We start from the raw sequence: 17,498 nt of genomic DNA on the forward strand, positions 1-17,498 counted from the left end.
CTCAGCTCAGCCCGCGCTGCAGCTCGTACGCCACCGGTGGGAGGCGATGTTGTCGTTGGCGTTCGCCATGTAGCCGTCCCGGTTGGAGCCCCAGCTGAACCAGACCCCGGTGAGGTTGTCCCACGCGTCGCCGGCGCCGAGACAGGCGTACGCACCTGTGTAGTCGGGGTGGATGTAGAGGGCGACCGGCCGGCCGCCGTTCGAGTCGTTCCAGGCCGAGGACGCCAGGTTGCGCATGCTGGCCCGGTTGTTGTAGTCGCAGTTGGCGTTCTCCGCCGTGCTGATCGTGTCCCAGTTGTTGTCGGCGTTGTACCACCAGCACCACCGGCCCGCCCACCCGGCGTCCTGGCTGACGTACAGGTAGCCGCTGCCCGCGGCGGCACGCTGCGTGTCCGCGTGCGGGGTCGGCCGGGGCGCGGCCTGGGCGGCGGTGGCGGTGAAGGCCAGCGCGGCTGCCGCCGCGACCACTGTGGCCAGCACGGACCGTACTGCTCTCATGGTGTTCCCTCCGGTCGGGTCCTGCCGTGGCGGGCCGCCACGGAAGTCGTGGGGTGGGTCAGCCGGTGGCCAGCACGGCGCGCGCCCGCGGCAGCGCGGCGGCCTCCAGACGGAGCCGTTCGGCGACCTCGGTGTGGAACCGCCTGTCGAGGGCGCGACGGTGCTCGGCGTCGAGCCGCCGGGCGAGCCGGCCGAATCCGGTCCGTGTCGCGCAGGTCGCCTCGGCCGCCGCCAGCCTGATCTCACCGGGCGTGACGGAGCCGGACGCCGGCTCGGGCGCCGACGCGCGGGCCGATGCCGGATCGGCCACGTCGTGCCCGGCGGCGCGCATGCACCGCCGCCACGCGGCCACGCCGTCGGCGTAGCGGGGGTCGGCGAGCACCCGGCCGACGCGCAGTCCGGCCAGGTTGTCCGTGATCCTGGTGACGCGGTACCAGCCGGGCAGATCGCGATAGAGCTGTCGCTCCGCCTCGGACGTGCAGCTGTGACTGCTGCGGCGCAGCACCCCACCGGCCGGCAGCGTCGCGCGCAGGGCGTCGGGCTCGCCGGGGTCGCCGTTGACCGCGCGTACGGCGGCGGCGCCGCGTTCCGGGGGCAGTTCCCGGACGTACCGGGTGTTCGGGTCGGCCGCCATCGCCTCCTGGAGGCGGCGTTCCAGGGCGCCGCCGTATCCGTATCGGCGGGCGTAGGAGACGTCGTCGAGGACGTACGGGAACTCGCGCAGCTCCGGCACCGGCTGCCGGGGAACCGGCCAGTAGCGGAACCCGCGACGCTGCATGCAGTCGCGGATCAGCACCTGCGTGGCGGCGTACCGCACGTCGGCGGCCGGGGCGGTGGCGGGCGGGACCGGGTCGGCGGCGGCACTAGCCGCGGGCGCGCGGTGACTCTCGGACTGCGGCGCGACGTCGGGGCGCGCGCCCAGTGCCCCGGCCGCCGCCGCCGCGAGGGCGGCGGGGACCGCGAGGACGTACCACCATGACCGCGCTCGGCGCGACACCACCGCCATGACATGCACCTCGGCCGTCCGGGGCGCCCGATGCGCCCGTCAGAAGACAGCTTCGGCACGGTGCGTGCCTCGGGACAGAGACCTTCGATCAGGCTCGAACGACAGGGCCCGGCGTACCGCGGGTCAGGGCTGCGCGGCGCGGGCGATGCTCGCCCGGATGGGGGCGTAGTGCTCGGCGACGGCCGAGCGCAGCGCCGTCGCGTCGGCGGCGGTGAGGGCCGCGACGATCGCCTGGTGCCGCTGGGCGGTGATCACCCGGTCCTCCGGCTCGGTCTGCAGGGTGGGCGCGACGATGGCCTGCACCTGCCAGAACGCCTCCGTCAGCTGGACCAGCAGGTCGTTGCCGAGGGGTTCCATCAGCTTCAGGTGGAACGCGCGGTCGACGTCGAGGAAGTCCTCGCCCCGGGCGGCCCGGCTGTGCATCTCGTCGGCGAGCGCGGACAGCTCCGACCGGTGCTGCTCGTCGAGGGCGTCGATGACGGTGGCGGCCAGGCCCTGCTCCAGCGTCTGGCGGACGTCGACGACCTGGGCCAGTACGCGATGGTCGTCCTCGCCGCTGAGCAGTCCGCGGAACGTCAGGCTCTCCACCAGGGCGTTGAGGGACATCCGGCCGACGAACGTGCCGTGGCCGTGGCGCACCTCGACGATGTCGAGCGCGGAGAGGATCTTGACGGCCTCGCGGACGCTGGAGCGGCTGGCGCCGACGGCCTCGCACAGTTCCGTCTCGGTGGGCAGGAGGTTCCCGGGCTTCAGGCGGTTGCGCAGGATGTACTCCTTGATCCTGGTGGCGACCTCCTGCCGGCGAGGGCTGGGCCGCTCGGCGCCGCGTAGCGGACTGGCGTCAATGGTCGTCATCTGCCCCTTGCCCTTCGTTCCCGAATCTGACACCCTCACCCTACCGGCATCAGACGTCAGACGTCATACACCTTATGCTTCACATCCCCGAGCGCGAGCGGTCACCGCGAGCGCATGAAGAGCCTATGGAGGCAGCTACGTGAGCACCACCGGTAAGCCGTCGGGGAGCCGGCGCGTCCTGCGAGGCCGCGCCCGCTCCCTGGCCGTCGCCTCCCTCGCGGGGGGCCTCGCGGTCGCGCTGGCGGCCTGCAGTGGCGGTCCCGCCTCGACCAACGCCGTGGGCGACGGGAAGGGGGGCACGTCGATCGAGGCCACGCTGGCCTTCACGCTCTCCAGCGGTTTCGATCCCAGCAACGCCTCCTCGGCCGTGGCGACAGCGGTCAACCAGCACGTCTTCGAGGGCCTCGTCGACCTCGACCCGATCACGCGGGAACCCTACAACGCCCTGGCCAAGAGCGACCCGACCCCCGGGGCCGACGGCCGGACCTACACCGTGACGCTGCGTGACGGGGCGAAGTTCTCCGACGGCACCGCTGTGACCGCCGAGGACGTGGCCTGGTCCTTCACCCGCGTGCTCAAGCCCGCGGACCCGAAGGCGCCGCCGCTGATGCAGGGCTTCGTGTCGTTCCTCGACAGCGTCACCGCCAAGGACGCGACGACCGTCGAGTTCACGCTGAAGTACCCGTTCGCGCTGTTCAGCGAGCGGATCGCGGTCATCAAGATCGTCCCCAAGGCGAAGACCGGTGACGCGGCCGCGGCCAAGGCGTTCGACACCGCCCCGATCGGCTCCGGCCCGTTCAAGGTGGACAGCGCGTCCAAGGAGTCCGGCGTCAAGCTGAGCAAGAACGCGAACTACAACGGCCCGCGCGCCGCCAAGGTCGAGACGATGACGTGGAACACCACCACCGAGGCGTCGGCCCGCGTGTCGGACCTGCAGGGCGGCCGGGTGCAGGCCATCGAGGCCGTGCCGTACCTGAACGTGGACTCGCTCAAGGACAAGTACACGATCGACGTGAAGCAGGCCTTCAACCAGGTCTTCCTCATGTTCAACAACTCCGCCGCCCCGTTCAGCGACAAGCGGGTGCGCCAGGCCCTGCACTACGCCATCGACAAGGAGGCGGTCATCAAGACCGCGCTCAACGGCTACGGCAGCCCGGCGACCAGCTACCTCGACGAGGGCAACAAGGCGTACCAGAAGGCCGCCACGGTCTACGACTACAACCCGGACAAGGCCAAGGCCCTGCTCCAGGAGGCCGGCGTCACCAACCTGTCGTTCCGGCTCGACACCACCGACAGTTCCGTGGTCAAGGACGTCGCCCCGCTGGTCATCGAGCAGTGGAAGAAGATCGGCGTCACCGCCACGCTCAACACCGTGCCGTCCTCGGCCATCTACGGCGACATCGTCCCCAAGGACACCTTCCGGGTGCTCATGGCCACCGGTGACCCGAGCGTCTTCGGTGTGGACACCGACCTGCTGATGCGCTGGTACTACTTCGGCGAGACCTGGCCGGGCCAGCGTTACCGCTGGAGCGACGCCGACCGCAAGGCCATGAGCGACCTGCTGGACAAGGCCGCGCAGACCTCCGACGAGGCGGCCCGCAAGGTGCTGTGGAAGCAGGCCCTGGACATGGCGGCGGACCAGGTGCCGCTGTACCCGATCCTGCACACCAAGGTCGTCACCGCGTACGACCCGGCCAAGGTGGACGGCTTCTCCGGCGCCTCCACCACCGGCCTGTACTTCCTGGGCACCGGCCGGACCGGCTGAGCCCGCGCTCGGGGTTCCGGCCCCGCAGGCGTCCCGCCCGGCCCACGTGACCCGTGCGGCCGGGCGGGGCGTCCCGGCGCCCCGCCACGAGAAAGAGAATCCATGCTGACCGTCCTGAACCTGGTCGCACGACGATTCCTGACGCTGATCCCCCTGGTGCTGGGCATCACGCTCTTCGTCTTCGTGATCATGCAGTTTTCCCCGATCGACCCGGCGTTGTCCGTCCTCGGTGACCAGGCCACGCCGGCGCAGGTCGAGGCGTTCCGCGCCGCCAACGGCCTGAACGACCCGCTGCCGCTGCGCTACCTGCACTTCCTCGGCGACCTCGTCCGCGGCGACCTCGGCATGACGTTCCCGCCGTCGGTCCCGGTGGCCGAGAAGATCGCCATGGCGCTGCCGCTGACCATCCAGCTGACCGTGCTCGGCGTCGTCGGCGCGCTCGTCATCGCGCTGGCCCTCGGCATCCCGGCCGCCCTGTACCGGGACCGCTGGCCCGACCAGGTCATCCGGATCGTCTCCATGGCCGGCATCGCCACGCCCTCGTTCTGGCTGGCCCTGCTGTTCATCCAGGAGTTCTCCGTCCGCCGCCCGATCTTCCCGACCGGCGGGTACGTCAACCCCGCCGACTCGGTCGGTCTGTGGTTGCAGTCGCTGGCCATGCCCGCGCTGGCGCTGGCCGTACCGGTCGGCTGCTCGCTGGCCCGCATCGTCCGGACGTCCATGGTCGAGGAGCTCGACAAGGACTACGTCCGCACGGCGATCGGCGCCGGACTGCCGCCGCGCGTGGTGGTCGGCCGCAACGTGCTCCGCAACGCGCTGGTCAACCCGCTCACTGCGCTCGGCCTGCGGATCGGCTACCTCATCGGCGGCACCGTCGTCATCGAGGCCATCTTCTCGCTGCCCGGCATGGGCACCCAGATCATGAGCGCCGTCCAGCAGAACGACACCGCGCTGGCCCAGGGCACCGTCCTGACCATCGCGCTCGGCTTCGTCCTGGTGAACCTGGTCGTCGACATCCTCTACCTCTTCGCCAACCCCCGACTGCGCGGAGGCCACTGATGCGCCGGTCCCTCACCACGCGGCTGTCCCGCCCCGGCATGGCCTTCGCCCGGCTCGGTGTCGCGGCCCGGTTCGCGCTCGGCTTCGTCGCGCTCATCGTCGTGGTCGGCGTGCTCGCCCCGCTGCTGCTGCGCCACGACCCCACCCAGTCCGGTCTCGGGCCGGCGCTGACCGGCCCGAACGGCGACTTCTGGTTCGGCCTGGACAAGCTCGGCCGGGACGTGTTCTCCCGGCTGGTGGCCGGCACCCGGCGCTCCCTGATCGTCGGCTTCGGCGCGGCCGGCATCGCGCTGGTGCTCGGCGCGATCCTCGGCGCGATCGCCGGAAGCAGCCGCACCGTCGTCGACGAGATCATCATGCGCTGTCTCGACGTGGTCATGGCGTTCCCGGCGATCGTGCTCTCCGCGCTGCTGATCATCTCGTTCGGCAAGAACAGCCTGCTGGTTCTCGTGATCGCGATCGGTTTCGTGTTCACCCCGTCGGTCGCGCGCATCGTCCGCGCCAACGTGCTGTCCCAGTACGGCGAGGACTACGTGGCCGCCGAACGGATCATCGGCGCCCGGCGCCCGCACATCCTCTGGCGGCACGTCCTGCGCAACTGCGCCGCCCCGATCCTCGTCTTCGTCACGGTCATGGTCGCCGACGCGATCGTCTTCGAGGCGTCGCTGTCCTTCATCGGCGGCGGCCTCGCCCCGCAGGAGGCGGCCTCCTCGTGGGGCTCGGTGATCGCGTTCGGCAAGGAGATGGTGCAGATCGGCGGCTGGTGGGCCACGTTCTTCCCCGGCTTGCTGATCCTGCTCACCGTGCTGGCGCTCAACGTGCTCTCCGAGGGCATGTCCGACGCGTGGGCCGCACCGGCCGCCCGCCGCGCCATGTCCACCACCAGCGGTGACGCGCTGGAGCAGGCGCAGCCCGGCACCGGTGAGGTGGTCGAGCTGCCCGGCCTCGCCGAGGCGGCGCGGCGGCTGCGCGAACGCGCCCGCCCGCTGCCGCAGGGCCGGCCCGTCCTTCAGGTCAGCAACCTGTCCATCGGCTTCGAGGGCCGCCACCGCGGCGTGGACATCGTCGACGGGCTCTCCTTCGACGTACGCCCCGGCGAGGTCGTCGGCCTGGTGGGAGAGTCCGGCTCCGGCAAGTCGCTGAGTGTCCTGGCCGTGATGGGCCTGCTGCCGAAGGGCGCCCGCGTACGCGGCGAGATCCGCTTCCAGGACACGAACCTGCTGAAGCTGAACGCCAAGGGCCGCCGGGCCCTGATGGGGCGCGAGATCGCCATGGTCTACCAGGACGCGCTGTCGGCGCTGAACCCGGCGCTGCGCGTCGGCGCCCAGCTCGCCCAGATGATCCGGCGCGGCGGCACCCGCTCGGCCGAGGAACTGATGCGGCTGGTCGGGCTGGACCCGCAGCGCACGCTCGCCGCGTACCCGCACGAGCTGTCCGGCGGGCAGCGGCAGCGCGTGGTGATCGCCATGGCGCTGTCCCGCGACCCGAAGCTGATCATCGCCGACGAGCCGACCACCGCGCTCGACGTCACGGTGCAGGCCCAGGTGATGAAGCTGCTGCTGGACCTGCGCGAGCGGCTCGGCTTCGCCCTCATCCTGGTCAGCCACGACCTCGCCCTGGTCAGCGACGTCTCCGACCGGGTCGTGGTGATGTACGGCGGGCAGATCGTGGAGACCGGCGTGACCGCCGACGTGATGGAGGCGCCCGCCCACCACTACGCCCGCGGGCTGCTCGGTTCCGTCCTGTCCCTGGAGACCGGGGCGGAACGGCTCACCCAGATCCGCGGCGTGGTGCCGTCACCGGCCGACTTCCCGAAGGGCTGCCGGTTCTCCGACCGCTGTCCGATGGCGACCGAGATCTGCCGGGACACCGCGCCCCCACTGGAGGGCACGGACGGCCACGGGTACGCCTGCCACCACCCCGCCGTCACCGTCAGCGAGAAGGAGCCGGCCCGATGAGCGCCACCGCCGAGCACCGGCCGATCGCCGAGCTGAGCGACGTGCACGTGGTGCACGCCGCGCGTGGCGGCGGCATGTTCAGCCGGGACAAGGTCTACGCCCTCACCGGCGCCGACCTGGTGATCCGGGCCGGCGAGACGGTCGGCATCGTGGGCGAGTCCGGCTGCGGCAAGTCCACGCTGGCCAAGGTGCTCGTCGGCCTGCAACGGCCGACCAGCGGCACGGTGTCCTTCGCCGGCAAGGACGTGTGGTCGATGAGTGCCGCCGAGCGGCGCGAGCACATCGGCGCCGGCGTCGGCATGATCTTCCAGGACCCGGCCACCTCGCTGAACCGCCGCATGCCCGTACGCGACATCCTGCGCGACCCGCTCGACGTGCACCGCCGCGGCACCCGGCAGCAGCGCGAGCAGCGGGTGTCCGAGCTGATGGCCCTGGTGGGCCTGCCCCGCTCGGTCGCCGACGTGCTGCCCAGCCAGCTCTCCGGCGGCCAGCGCCAGCGGGTGTCCATCGCCCGCGCGCTGGCTCTGGAGCCGGGGCTGGTCATCGCCGACGAGCCGACGAGCGCGCTCGACGTGTCGGTGCGGGCCCAGATCCTCAACCTGCTGCTGGACCTCAAGGACCGGCTCGGACTGGCCATGGTGCTGGTCTCGCACGACATCCAGACCGTCAAGCGGGTCAGCGACCGGGTCGTCACCATGTACCTGGGCCGGATCGTCGAGCAGACGCCCGCCGACCTGCTGCCCGAGGGCGGCCGACACCCGTACACCCGGGCGTTGTTCTCGGCCACGCCGGGCCTGCTGTCACCGATCGAGCCCATTCCCCTGGTCGGCCCGGTCCCGTCGGCCACCCGGCCGCCGAGCGGCTGCCCGTTCCGGACCCGCTGCTGGGCCGCCACCGACGGCTGCGCCGTGGACATGCCGGCGCCGCGCCCCGCCGAGGGCGTGGGCCACGAGTTCCGCTGCCACCACCCGGTGCCCGCCGGAACCGCCAACACCGAACTGGTCGCGCTCGCCACCCCGGCGACCGGCCGCACCGCATCTGAGTCTGTCGAGGAGAACCTGTGACCACCCCAGCCCCGCGGTTCGCCGGAGTCGTGCCGCCGGCCGTGACCCCCCTGACCGAGGAGGGCGAGGTCGACGTCCGCTCCCTGGAACGGCTGGTCGAGTGGCTGCTCGACGCCGGTGTCGACGGCATCTTCGCCCTCGGCAGCTCCGGCGAGACGGTCTTCCTCACCGACCGGCAGCGGGACCTGGCCCTGGAGACCATCGTGAAGACCGCCGGCGGCGCCGTGCCGGTCATCGCCGGATGCATCGAACCCACCACCCGCCGGGTCGTGGAACGCGCCGAGGCGTCCACCCGGCTGGGCGCGGACGGCCTGGTCGTGACCGCGCCGTTCTACGCCATCGTCGGCCCGCACGAGATCGAGCGGCACTTCCGCGCGGTCGCCGCGGCGGTCGAGCTTCCCCTGCTGGCGTACGACATCCCGGTCTGCGTGCACAGCAAGCTCTCCGTCGACCTGCTCACCCGGCTCGCCGCCGAGGGTGTGCTGGCCGGCGTCAAGGACTCCAGCGGCGACGACGTCGCGTTCCGCCAGCTGGCGCTGGCCGTCGCCGAGCACGCGCCGGAGCGCGACTTCAGCCTGCTCACCGGCCACGAGGTGGTGGTCGACGCGATGATGCTCGCCGGCGGCTCCGGCTCCGTGCCCGGACTGGGCAACGTGGACCCGGCCGGATACGTGCGGCTGCACCGGGCCTGCGTGGCCGGCGACTGGACCGCCGCCCGGCGGGAGCAGGACCGCCTGACCCGCCTGTTCCGCATCGTCGACGCCGCCGACCCGGCCACCTCGGCGGGCGCCACCCGGGGCGTCGGCGCGTTCAAGACCGCGCTGGCGCTGCTGGGTGTCATCGCCGGCAACGCGGTGTCGCTGCCGCTGCGGCCGCTCGACGCCGCCGAGACGGGCCGCGTGCGTACCCAGCTGGAACTGGCCGGGCTGCTCTGACCATGCCCGACCTGAGCACGAGCGGCGCCGACCTGGTCGCCGCGCTCGACATCGGCGGCACCAAGACCACCGCCGCCCTGGTCAGCGCCGGGGGAGCGGTCGTCGGCCGGCTCACCGCACCGACGCCTGGTCGCTCCGGCGCCGCCGCGGTGCTCGACACCGCCGCCGGCCTGGTCGAGAAGCTGCGGGCGGACGCACCGGGTGCCGTACGGGCGCTCGGCGTCGGCAGCGCCGGTGTGATCGACAGCGGCTCCGGCCTGGTGCTGTCCGCCACCGACGTGCTGACCGGGTGGACCGGCACGGACCTGCGCGGCGACCTGCGCCGGCGCCTGGGCGTGCCGGTCACCGTGGTCAACGACGTGCACGCCCACGCGCTGGGGGAGGCTCGTCACGGCGTGGCGGCCGGATACGACACGGTGCTCTACGTCGCCGTGGGCACCGGCGTCGGCGCGTCGTTCGTCCTCGGCGACTCGGTGCTCGCCGGTGCGCACAGCGCCGCCGGGCACGCCGGGCACCAGCCGTCCCCGTACGCCGGGTCGCTGCCCTGCACCTGCGGCGGGCGCGGGCACCTGGAGGCGATCGCCGCCGGTCCCGCGCTCGCCGCCGAGTACGTCCGGCGTACCGGCCGGCCGGTGGCCGACCTGCGGGCCGTCGCCGCGCTCGCCGAGGACGGCGACGAGACGGCCCGGGAGGTCGTCCGGCTGGGCGGCGCGGCCGTCGGTTCCGCCGTCGGCGGCCTGGTCAACGTGCTCGACCCCGCCGCCGTGGTGGTCGGCGGCGGCGTCACCGGCCTCGGCGAGCCCTGGTGGCGGGCGCTGCGCGACGCGGTGCCCGCCGAGACGCTGCCCGGCCTGGCCGGCGTGCCGGTCCTCGCCTCCACCCTCGGCCCCGACGCGCCGCTGCTCGGCGCCGCCTCGCTCGCCTGGAAGGTCTCATGAACGCGCTCGTCGACCAGCTCCGCCACCGCCTGGTGGTCTCCTGTCAGGCGTACCCGGGTGAGCCGATGCGCGACCCGGACACCATGCGCCGGGTCGCGCTCGCCACCGCACGCGGCGGCGCCGCCGGCATCCGTGCCCAGGGACTGGCCGACATCGCGGCCATCCGCGAGGCGGTTGACCTGCCGCTGATCGGGCTCTGGAAGGACGGCGACGACGACGTCTTCATCACCCCGACGCTGGAGCACGCACTGGCGGTCGCCGACGCGGGGGCGCACGTCGTCGCGCTCGACGGCACGTCCCGGCCCCGGCCCGACGGCCGTACGCTCGCCGAGACGATCGCGGCCGTGCACGAGCGCACCGGCGCGCTGGTGATGGCCGACTGCTCCACGTTCGACGAGGGCGTGGCCGCCGCCGCGGCCGGCGCCGACCTGGTGGGCACCACGCTCTCCGGGTACACCGCGTACACCACCAAGGGCGACGGGCCGGACCTGGACCTGGTCGCCCGGCTCGCCGCCGCGATCGACGTCCCGGTGGTCGCCGAGGGACGCATCCACACGCCGGAGCAGGCCGCGCAGGCGCTGCGGGCGGGCGGGTGGACGGTCGTGGTGGGCACCGCCATCACCCACCCGAGCACGATCACCGGCTGGTTCGCCTCAGCCGTCGAGGAGGCCGCGTCGTGCCGCTGACCGACCTCGACCTGGCCGGCTGTATGGCGTACCGGCCGGAGCTGGACGTGCCGGCGGACCTGGACGCGTTCTGGGCGCGCACGCTCGACGGCGGCGGCGATCCGGAGGCGGCGGTCTACGAGCCGGTCGACACCGGCCTGACCCAGATCCGGACGTACGCCGTCACGATCCCCGGCTTCGGCGGCGAGCCGGTACGCGGATGGCTGCACCTGCCCGCCGGGGCCGACGGGCCGCTGCCCTGCGTGGTCGAGTACCTCGGCTACGGCCGGGGCCGCGGCCTGGCGCACGAGAAGCTGTTCTGGGCGGCGGCGGGCTTCGCGCACCTCATCATGGACAGCCGGGGCCAGGGGTGGAGCGCCGCCACCGGCGGCACCCCCGACCCGCACCCGTACCCGGCCGGCACCGTGCCGGGCTTCCTCACCCGGGGCGTCGACGACCCGGCGGAGCACTACTACCGGCGGCTGATCACCGACGCGGTGCGCTTCGCCGAGGCCGCCCGGCGGCACCCGGCCGTCGACCCCGCGCGGGTGGCGGTGACCGGCTTCAGCCAGGGCGGCGGCCTGGCCCTGGCGGCCGGCGCGTTGTGCCCGGACGTCGTGGCGGTCATGCCCGACGTGCCGTTCCTGTGCGACATCCGCCGGGGCGTGCGCGTCGCCGGCCCGGACAGCCCGTACGCCGAGGTCGTCGAATACCTCGCGCTGCACCGCGACCGCGCCGACCGGGTGTTCCGCACCCTGTCCTACCTGGACGCCGCCGTGCTCGCGCCCCGCGCCACAGCGCCGGCGCTGTTCTCGATCGCCCTGCGGGACCAGGTCTGCCCGCCGTCGACCTGCTTCGCCGCCTACCACCGCTACGGCGGCGACAAGGACGTGCGGGTGTACGAGTTCAACGACCACGAGGGCGGCGAGGCGGCGCACCAGCGCGAACAGCTCACCTGGCTGCGCGGGATCCTGGGAGCCTAACGCGCGCGTTCCACCACGTAGTCGGTCAGCTCCAGCAGGAAACGGCCGTCCTCGGTGTCGGCGGCGGCGCCCAGCGCCCGCTCGCCCGCACGCCGGGCGGCGAGGGCGAGTTCCCGGGCGCTGCGCCGCGCCGCCTCCACACAGTCGTACGCGAACAGCCGCCCGTGCAGCCAGCGCACCTCGGCGGCGCTGCGCTGCGCCCGGGTAAGGCTCAGCAACCGCACGAGCCGTTCGCGTTCCTCCAGGGTGCACCGCCGCATGAAGTCGATCAGGATCAGCGTGCGCTTGCCCTCCCACAGGTCACCGGCGATCTCCTTGCCGTACCGGGCGTAGTCGCCGGTCAGGTTGAGCGCGTCGTCCTGGATCTGGAACGCCGCACCCAGATACCAGCCGTACCGGTCCAGCACGTCGACCGCGTTCTCCCGGCCGGTCGCCGCGAGGATCCCGGTGCGGCACGGGTAGATGCACGTGTACCAGGACGTCTTCTTCAGGCACATCCGGTAGTAGTCGTCCGCGTCCAGGTCGCACACGTTGTCGCGGATCCAGCCGATCTCGATGGCCTGACCCTCCAGGGAGTGGCGCATCATGAGCTCGGTCTCGGTGAACAGCCGCCACGCGATCCCGGAGCCGAGCGCCGCCCGGTTCGCCGCGAGCCGCCGCAGCGCCAGCAGGTTGGTCATGTTGCCGACGTTCAACGCCACGCCGACGCCGTACTCGGCGTGCAGCGTCCGCCCGCCGCGCCGCTGCTCGCTGGAGTCCTGGATGTCGTCGTGGATGAGGAAGGCGTTGTGGAACAGCTCCACCGTCACGGCGGCGTTGAGCCCCACCGCGTCGCCGCCGCCGAACGCCCGGCACGTCGCCAGGCACAGCGCGGCGCGCAGCCCTTTGCCCCAGCGCCGCGGATACTCCGCGACCAGGTCGTAGAGGTATCGCGGGCCGCCCTCGGGCACGTCGTCGAGCAGCGCGCCGAGGGCGAGCCCGCGATAGCGCTCCAGCATCCGTTCCACGTGCCCGCCGGCCACCCCGGTGGTCGGCGCCATCGCGCGGCTACCGGTCCGTCGGCCGCTTCGGGGCCGGCGACGCGAGCCGGTCCGCGAGCCCGTTGGCCACCTCGGGGGCCAGCCGCGCCAGATTGAGTACGGTGTCCAGCGCGTCGTGCGCGTCCGAGGTGTACCGCCGGATCACCTCGCCGCGCTGGTCGTCGGCCATCTTCAACTGCCCGACCACGGTGTCGATCAGGGCGTGCCCGTCGGTGCGGACCCGGGCGACGAGTTCGTCGAACGCCTCCGGGTCGACCCGGCGGCTCTCGGTCAGCTTCTCCTCGAGCCGCCGTGCGCCGGCCAGCCCCGCCGCGAGTTCCTCCTCCAGCACCGTGGCCGCGTGGGTCACTGTCTCCGAGGTCTCCTCGGCCACCTTCTCGAAGCGCTCGTTCACGCGCTCACGCTTGCCGTCTGTCATGGGCGAAGTGTCACCGGACCAGGGACGACTCGCCAGGCCAGTGTCGCCATGGTGACTCAGCGTGGCCGGGCTCGGGTGGCCTTGCGACCTGGGTACGGGTACTCAGCGCATCACCGTCTCGTGGCTCAGGCGGCAGCGCCGGGGCGTCGACAGGATGCTTCTCATGGCCGAGACGCTGCACCGACACGCCGCTGCACGTACCGTCGACACGCCCCTGCCCCCCGAGGCCGCGCTGGCCCCCGCCGGCCGCGCGGTCGCCGCGCTGGCCCGGCTCGTCGCCCACCACCCCGTCGGCTGGCGGTGGCTGGCCCGGCGCCACCACCCGGTCCTGGACCGCCTCGCCGCCGCGAACGCGCGGTCGACCTGCGTGCGGGCGGCCCGGCGGGTGCCCGCCTACCAGGCGTTCCTGCGGGCCCGCCCGGGCGACCTGCGCCGCCGGCTGCGGGACTTCCCGGAGACCGACAAGCGTGGGTACGTCATGGCGTACGACTCCTCGGCCCGGTGCCGGGACGGGCGGCTGCCGGAGCGGGGCGTGGTGGTCGACGAGTCGGCCGGATCGTCCGGGCGGCCGTTCAACTGGCCGCGCGGCGAGCGGGAGCTGCGGGCGGTGCACCGCGACATCGCCGGCTACACCGGGCTGGCGTTCCCGATGCGCCGCCCGTTCGTCATCAACGCGTACTCGATGGGCGCCTGGGCGACGGGCACCACCACCGGCGCGGCGATGGCCCGGATCGCGACCGTGAAGAACACCGGACCGGACCTCGGGAAGATCGTCGACACGCTGCGCGAGTTCGGCCCCGGCCACGACTACCTGGTGACCGCGTACCCGCCGTTCCTCAAGCACCTGCGGGACCGGCTCGACGCCGAGGACTTCCCGTGGTCGCGGTACCGGATCTTCGCCAGTTGCGGCGGGGAGGGCATGACCGAGGCGCTGCGCGACTACCTGGAGCAGCGGTTCGTGCGGGTGCGGTCGGCGTACGGGGCGTCGGACCTGACCATCGGCATCGGCGCGGAGACCCGGTTCACGGTGTGGCTGCGGCGGCGGCTGCGCACCGACGCGGGGCTGCGCGCGGAACTGCTCGGCCGCGGCGAGCAGCGGCTGCCGATGGTGTTCCAGTACAACCCGTTCGCCACCTACCTGGAGACCAACGACCGGCGGGAACTGCTCTGCACTGTGACGAGCCCGCACGTGCTCCAGCCGCGGCTGCGCTACAACGTGGGTGACGAGGCGCTGCTGGTGCCGTACCGGCGGATCGTCGAGCTGGCCCACGCCGACCCGGTACGCCGCGCCGAGTTCCGTACCGCGGTGGCCGAGGAGCGGATGACGCTGCCGCTGCTGCTGTTGTTCGGCCGCAGCGACTCCACCGTGTCCTACCTGGGCGCGAACCTCTACCCGCAGGACGTCGAGTACGGCCTCTACACCGGCAACCCGTACGCCGCCGAGATCAGCCGGTTCTGCCTGACGCTGCACGAGGACGCGGCGCTGGAGACCCGGCCGGTGATCCACGTCGAGCTGCGCCGCCCGCTGGACGCCGGCGCACGCGCGGCGCTCGCCGACGCCTGCCGAGACGGGGTACGCGCGCACCTGACCTCGGTGTCGCGGGACTTCGCGCAGTCCCTGGTCGAGGACCCGACCGCCGGTGACCTGCGGGTGGAGCTGCACGAACCGGACGGCGGCCCGTTCGCCGCCATGCAGAAGATCAAGAACGTCTACCTGGTGAGGTGAACGATGCGCACCCGTGACTTCTCCCGCGCCCCGGCCCAGGCCCGCGCCGGCGCCATGTTCATCGGCGGTACCCGGTACGCGAACCCGCTGGTGCTGCTGCGCCTGGCCCCCGACTGGATCCGGATGGTGCGCGACATGCGCCGGATGTCCGGCTACTGCTGGCACACCGTCTACTGGCAGTTCCCGCTGACGCTCGGCACGATCGCGTTCTTCACCGACCGGGACGCGCTGCTGCGCTTCGCCCGCACCCGGCACCACCGCAAGCTGATGATGTGGCTGACCGACGGCAACCGCAACGCCACCGCCGGCTTCATCCGGCTCTACACCGCGTCCCCCGACGGCTACTCCAACGGCGCGTGGCGGGCCGAGGACGGCGCGATGGGCCACATCGAGCAGTTCACGCCGCTGGGCGCGGAGACGGCCGGTCCGGCGGTGCGCCGGTGACCGGCCACCGGTTCGAGCGCGTGACCGGCCGGCGCGGCCTGCGCGACTTCCTCACGCTCACCGACGGGCTGTACGCGGACGAGCCCCGGTTCGTGCCGACGCCCCGGCAGCAGATCCGCCGCTGGTGGCGCGACGGCGTGCCGATGTACGTGCTGCGCGACGCCACCGGCACCGTGGTCGGGCGCACCACGCTGCACACCGACGCGGACCTCGACGCGAAGCTGGGCCGCCGGTGCCAGCTGTTCGGGCTCACCGAGTTCAGCCCGTCCGCCGCCGGGCCGCTGTTCGACGCGATCAGCACGCACGCCACACCCGGCCGGGATCTGCTGTTCGGGCCGGTGGCGCTGCTGCCCAACCAGGCCGGCGGTGTGATCACCTCCGGGCACGCCGACCGGGGCTTCGTGGACAGTGCGTGGAACCCGCCGCAATATCCGGACGCGTACGAGGAGAACGGGTTCACCAGGCGGTTCGTCTCCGACACCTGGATCTGCCCGGTCCCGCCGCCGGCCGGACCGGCCTCCGGCCCGGGCGTCCAGCCCGACGGCGCCCGGCTGGAACTGCACCGGGGGAGCACCCGGCGGCTCGACGAGCAACTCGGCCTGCTGCGCGGGATGCTCAACGACTCCTTCGCCCAGCTCGGCTACTACACGCCGATCTCGGCGGCGCAGCTGCGGCGGCAGACCGACGGGCTGGCGTACCTGCTGGACGAGTCACTGCTGCTCTACCTGACCCGCGACGGGCGCCCGGTGGCGTTCGTGCTCTGCGTGCCGGACATCAGCGACTTCCTGGTCGCCGTCCGCGGCGACCTGAACCCGGTCAACCAGCTGCGGCTGCTGGCCACCCGCCGCCGGTACCGCCGGGAGGCGGTGCTGATCGTCAAGGGAGTGGTGCCGGAGTTCCAGGGGCGCGGCTACCAGCGGCTGCTGTCCGAGCACCTGCACCGCAACCTGCACGCCGGTGGTTACACGGCGCTGCGCAGCACGTACGTCGGGCGGGACAATCCGGCGTCGGCCGCCCAGTACCGGCGTCTGGGCGGACGCCCGCTGCACGGCTACACGTTCTACGCCAAGGAGCGGTGACCATGGACCTCGCCGCGTTCCACGCGCTGGAGCCGCTGTGCTGGCGGGCCCCGAGCGCGCACAACACCCAGCCGTGGCGGCTGCGCTACGAGCGCTGGGCGATCACCGTCGGGTGGGATCCGGTCGACGCGCTGCCCGCGGGCGACCCGACCGGGCGGGATCTGCGGCTGTCGCTGGGCGCGTTCGTGGAGACCTGCCTGATCGTCGCCGCCGACGCGGGGCTGCGGCTGGACTGGGCCGCCGACCACGACGAGTCCGACCGGCGGGTGGGCCGGCTGCGGCCGGGACGGCAGCCGTACCGGACACCGTTCCGCACCGCCGACGTGTGGGACCGGCGTACCCACCGGGGCCGGTTCACCGCCGGTCCGGACGCCGACGTGGTGGCGGCAGTGGACGCGGTCGCCCGGCGGGCCGGTGGCGCGGTCCGCGTCGTGCCGGCGGCCGGGCGGCTGCGCGCGCTGCTGCGCACGGCCGACCGGCACGTGTACGCCGACCCGGCGGTGGTCGCGGAGCTGCGCCGCTGGCTGCGCCTGGACCGGTCGGGTCCGCGCTACCGGACCGACGGGCTCAGTGACCGCTGCCTCGGGCTGGGCCGGGCGGCGGCCGCCGGGCTGCGGGCGGCGCTCGCGGCGTACCCGGCGTTGCGTCCGCTCGGGCTGCCCCGGCTGCTCGCCGCCGCGGGCGGTGACCCGCTCGCGCAGGGCGGCGCGGTGCTGGCGCTCGTCGCCCCGCCCGGCCTGGACGCGGCCGGCCAGGTCGAGTTCGGACGGGTGCTGATGCGGACGTGGCTGACGCTGCACACGGCCGGGCTGGCCGCGCACCCACTCAGTCAGCTGATCGACGTGGCCCACACCCGGGAGGCGCTCGGCACGCTGCTGGACGTGGCGCCGGAGCGCATCGTGCACGTGGCCCGGGTCGGCCGGCCGGCCGCTCCGGTGCCCCGTTCGGCCCGGCGAGTGGGCCACGGATCGAATCTGTTAGCGGTAACACCCCTTGACGCGGTGTCACTTCATCCATGAGAGTCCATGTTGGCTGATGTGTCGCCCGGTCGGGAGCCCTGGGCGC

At 73.3% G+C, this 17,498-nt stretch carries 17 protein-coding genes; 12 read left to right on the forward strand and 5 right to left on the reverse strand.

The genetic code is table 11. The annotated features are described in order from the left end of the window. Positions 1–6 precede the first annotated feature (6 nt). The 3 genes from GA0070562_RS21585 to GA0070562_RS21595 all read right to left on the reverse strand — a co-directional run bounded on the left by GA0070562_RS21585 (position 7) and on the right by GA0070562_RS21595 (position 2,359). A complete protein-coding gene (locus tag GA0070562_RS21585) occupies positions 7–498 on the reverse strand; it encodes a hypothetical protein (RefSeq protein WP_091425174.1) in 492 nt (163 codons plus the stop codon). A gap of 58 nt (positions 499–556) precedes the next feature. After that, on the reverse strand, positions 557–1,504 hold the full coding sequence (locus GA0070562_RS21590) for a hypothetical protein (protein WP_091425175.1): 948 nt from the start codon (positions 1,502–1,504) through the stop codon (positions 557–559). A gap of 123 nt (positions 1,505–1,627) precedes the next feature. Beyond that, positions 1,628–2,359: a FadR/GntR family transcriptional regulator gene (locus GA0070562_RS21595; RefSeq protein WP_091425177.1), complete on the reverse strand. Its 732-nt coding sequence runs from the start codon at positions 2,357–2,359 to the stop codon at positions 1,628–1,630. Between the two features lie 139 nt (positions 2,360–2,498). Between GA0070562_RS21595 and GA0070562_RS21600 the strand changes: the two genes are divergently transcribed. The 8 genes from GA0070562_RS21600 to GA0070562_RS21635 all read left to right on the forward strand — a co-directional run bounded on the left by GA0070562_RS21600 (position 2,499) and on the right by GA0070562_RS21635 (position 11,726). Further along, positions 2,499–4,124 (forward strand): ABC transporter substrate-binding protein, encoded by a 1,626-nt coding sequence (locus GA0070562_RS21600; RefSeq protein ID WP_091425179.1) that lies wholly within the window; start codon positions 2,499–2,501, stop codon positions 4,122–4,124. A gap of 102 nt (positions 4,125–4,226) precedes the next feature. Then, on the forward strand, positions 4,227–5,183 hold the full coding sequence (locus GA0070562_RS21605) for an ABC transporter permease (RefSeq protein WP_091425181.1): 957 nt from the start codon (positions 4,227–4,229) through the stop codon (positions 5,181–5,183). Next, positions 5,183–7,141 carry a dipeptide/oligopeptide/nickel ABC transporter permease/ATP-binding protein gene (locus GA0070562_RS21610; RefSeq protein ID WP_091425183.1) on the forward strand — a complete coding sequence of 653 codons (1,959 nt, stop codon included), beginning with the start codon at positions 5,183–5,185 and terminating at the stop codon, positions 7,139–7,141. The genes GA0070562_RS21605 and GA0070562_RS21610 overlap by 1 nt, the downstream gene beginning before the upstream one ends. Then, positions 7,138–8,205, forward strand: coding sequence for an oligopeptide/dipeptide ABC transporter ATP-binding protein (locus GA0070562_RS21615; protein WP_091425185.1), 1,068 nt, complete (start codon positions 7,138–7,140; stop codon positions 8,203–8,205). Before GA0070562_RS21610 ends, GA0070562_RS21615 begins: the two co-directional genes overlap by 4 nt. Next, on the forward strand, positions 8,202–9,140 hold the full coding sequence (locus GA0070562_RS21620; RefSeq protein ID WP_091425187.1) for a dihydrodipicolinate synthase family protein: 939 nt from the start codon (positions 8,202–8,204) through the stop codon (positions 9,138–9,140). The genes GA0070562_RS21615 and GA0070562_RS21620 overlap by 4 nt, the downstream gene beginning before the upstream one ends. A gap of 2 nt (positions 9,141–9,142) precedes the next feature. Then, on the forward strand, positions 9,143–10,078 hold the full coding sequence (locus GA0070562_RS21625) for an ROK family protein (RefSeq protein WP_091425189.1): 936 nt from the start codon (positions 9,143–9,145) through the stop codon (positions 10,076–10,078). Next, positions 10,075–10,764, forward strand: a complete 690-nt coding sequence (locus GA0070562_RS21630) for an N-acetylmannosamine-6-phosphate 2-epimerase (protein ID WP_091425191.1) — start codon at positions 10,075–10,077, stop codon at positions 10,762–10,764. The genes GA0070562_RS21625 and GA0070562_RS21630 overlap by 4 nt, the downstream gene beginning before the upstream one ends. Next, entirely contained in the window at positions 10,755–11,726 is a 972-nt protein-coding gene (locus tag GA0070562_RS21635) for an acetylxylan esterase (RefSeq protein WP_091425193.1), read from the forward strand. The genes GA0070562_RS21630 and GA0070562_RS21635 overlap by 10 nt, the downstream gene beginning before the upstream one ends. Here GA0070562_RS21635 and GA0070562_RS21640 read toward each other — a convergent pair. Beyond that, complete coding sequence (locus GA0070562_RS21640) at positions 11,723–12,766, reverse strand: polyprenyl synthetase family protein (protein ID WP_091425195.1); 1,044 nt, start codon at positions 12,764–12,766, stop codon at positions 11,723–11,725. The genes GA0070562_RS21635 and GA0070562_RS21640 overlap by 4 nt on opposite strands. Before the next feature lie 7 nt (positions 12,767–12,773). Next, positions 12,774–13,184 (reverse strand): hypothetical protein, encoded by a 411-nt coding sequence (locus tag GA0070562_RS21645; RefSeq protein WP_091425196.1) that lies wholly within the window; start codon positions 13,182–13,184, stop codon positions 12,774–12,776. A gap of 163 nt (positions 13,185–13,347) precedes the next feature. Between GA0070562_RS21645 and GA0070562_RS21650 the strand changes: the two genes are divergently transcribed. Genes GA0070562_RS21650 through GA0070562_RS21665 form a run of 4 tightly spaced genes read left to right on the forward strand, consistent with a single transcriptional unit; the run spans position 13,348 to position 17,452 of the window. After that, positions 13,348–14,910, forward strand: a complete 1,563-nt coding sequence (locus GA0070562_RS21650; RefSeq protein ID WP_091425198.1) for a phenylacetate--CoA ligase family protein — start codon at positions 13,348–13,350, stop codon at positions 14,908–14,910. Positions 14,911–14,913: 3 nt separating this feature from the next. Continuing rightward, on the forward strand, positions 14,914–15,354 hold the full coding sequence (locus tag GA0070562_RS21655; RefSeq protein ID WP_091425200.1) for a DUF4188 domain-containing protein: 441 nt from the start codon (positions 14,914–14,916) through the stop codon (positions 15,352–15,354). Further along, a complete protein-coding gene (locus tag GA0070562_RS21660; protein ID WP_091425202.1) occupies positions 15,351–16,433 on the forward strand; it encodes an N-acetyltransferase in 1,083 nt (360 codons plus the stop codon). Before GA0070562_RS21655 ends, GA0070562_RS21660 begins: the two co-directional genes overlap by 4 nt. 2 nt (positions 16,434–16,435) lie before the next feature. Further along, on the forward strand, positions 16,436–17,452 hold the full coding sequence (locus tag GA0070562_RS21665) for a nitroreductase family protein (protein WP_091425203.1): 1,017 nt from the start codon (positions 16,436–16,438) through the stop codon (positions 17,450–17,452). The last annotated feature ends 46 nt before the right edge of the window (positions 17,453–17,498 follow it).

Source organism: Micromonospora tulbaghiae, assembly GCF_900091605.1.
Classification (GTDB): domain Bacteria; phylum Actinomycetota; class Actinomycetes; order Mycobacteriales; family Micromonosporaceae; genus Micromonospora; species Micromonospora tulbaghiae.

Excerpts from the sequence above, each read along its gene's own strand:
- GA0070562_RS21610 (WP_091425183.1), top strand. The coding sequence starts at position 5,183 with ATGCGCCGGTCCCTCACCACGCGGCTGTCCCGCCCCGGCATGGCCTTC.
- GA0070562_RS21645 (WP_091425196.1), bottom strand. The coding sequence starts at position 13,184 with ATGACAGACGGCAAGCGTGAGCGCGTGAACGAGCGCTTCGAGAAGGTG.
- GA0070562_RS21590 (WP_091425175.1), bottom strand. The coding sequence starts at position 1,504 with ATGGCGGTGGTGTCGCGCCGAGCGCGGTCATGGTGGTACGTCCTCGCG.
- GA0070562_RS21665 (WP_091425203.1), top strand. The coding sequence starts at position 16,436 with ATGGACCTCGCCGCGTTCCACGCGCTGGAGCCGCTGTGCTGGCGGGCC.
- GA0070562_RS21625 (WP_091425189.1), top strand. The coding sequence starts at position 9,143 with ATGCCCGACCTGAGCACGAGCGGCGCCGACCTGGTCGCCGCGCTCGAC.
- GA0070562_RS21615 (WP_091425185.1), top strand. The coding sequence starts at position 7,138 with ATGAGCGCCACCGCCGAGCACCGGCCGATCGCCGAGCTGAGCGACGTG.
- GA0070562_RS21655 (WP_091425200.1), top strand. The coding sequence starts at position 14,914 with ATGCGCACCCGTGACTTCTCCCGCGCCCCGGCCCAGGCCCGCGCCGGC.
- GA0070562_RS21605 (WP_091425181.1), top strand. The coding sequence starts at position 4,227 with ATGCTGACCGTCCTGAACCTGGTCGCACGACGATTCCTGACGCTGATC.
- GA0070562_RS21630 (WP_091425191.1), top strand. The coding sequence starts at position 10,075 with ATGAACGCGCTCGTCGACCAGCTCCGCCACCGCCTGGTGGTCTCCTGT.
- GA0070562_RS21585 (WP_091425174.1), bottom strand. The coding sequence starts at position 498 with ATGAGAGCAGTACGGTCCGTGCTGGCCACAGTGGTCGCGGCGGCAGCC.
- GA0070562_RS21595 (WP_091425177.1), bottom strand. The coding sequence starts at position 2,359 with ATGACGACCATTGACGCCAGTCCGCTACGCGGCGCCGAGCGGCCCAGC.
- GA0070562_RS21640 (WP_091425195.1), bottom strand. The coding sequence starts at position 12,766 with ATGGCGCCGACCACCGGGGTGGCCGGCGGGCACGTGGAACGGATGCTG.
- GA0070562_RS21650 (WP_091425198.1), top strand. The coding sequence starts at position 13,348 with ATGGCCGAGACGCTGCACCGACACGCCGCTGCACGTACCGTCGACACG.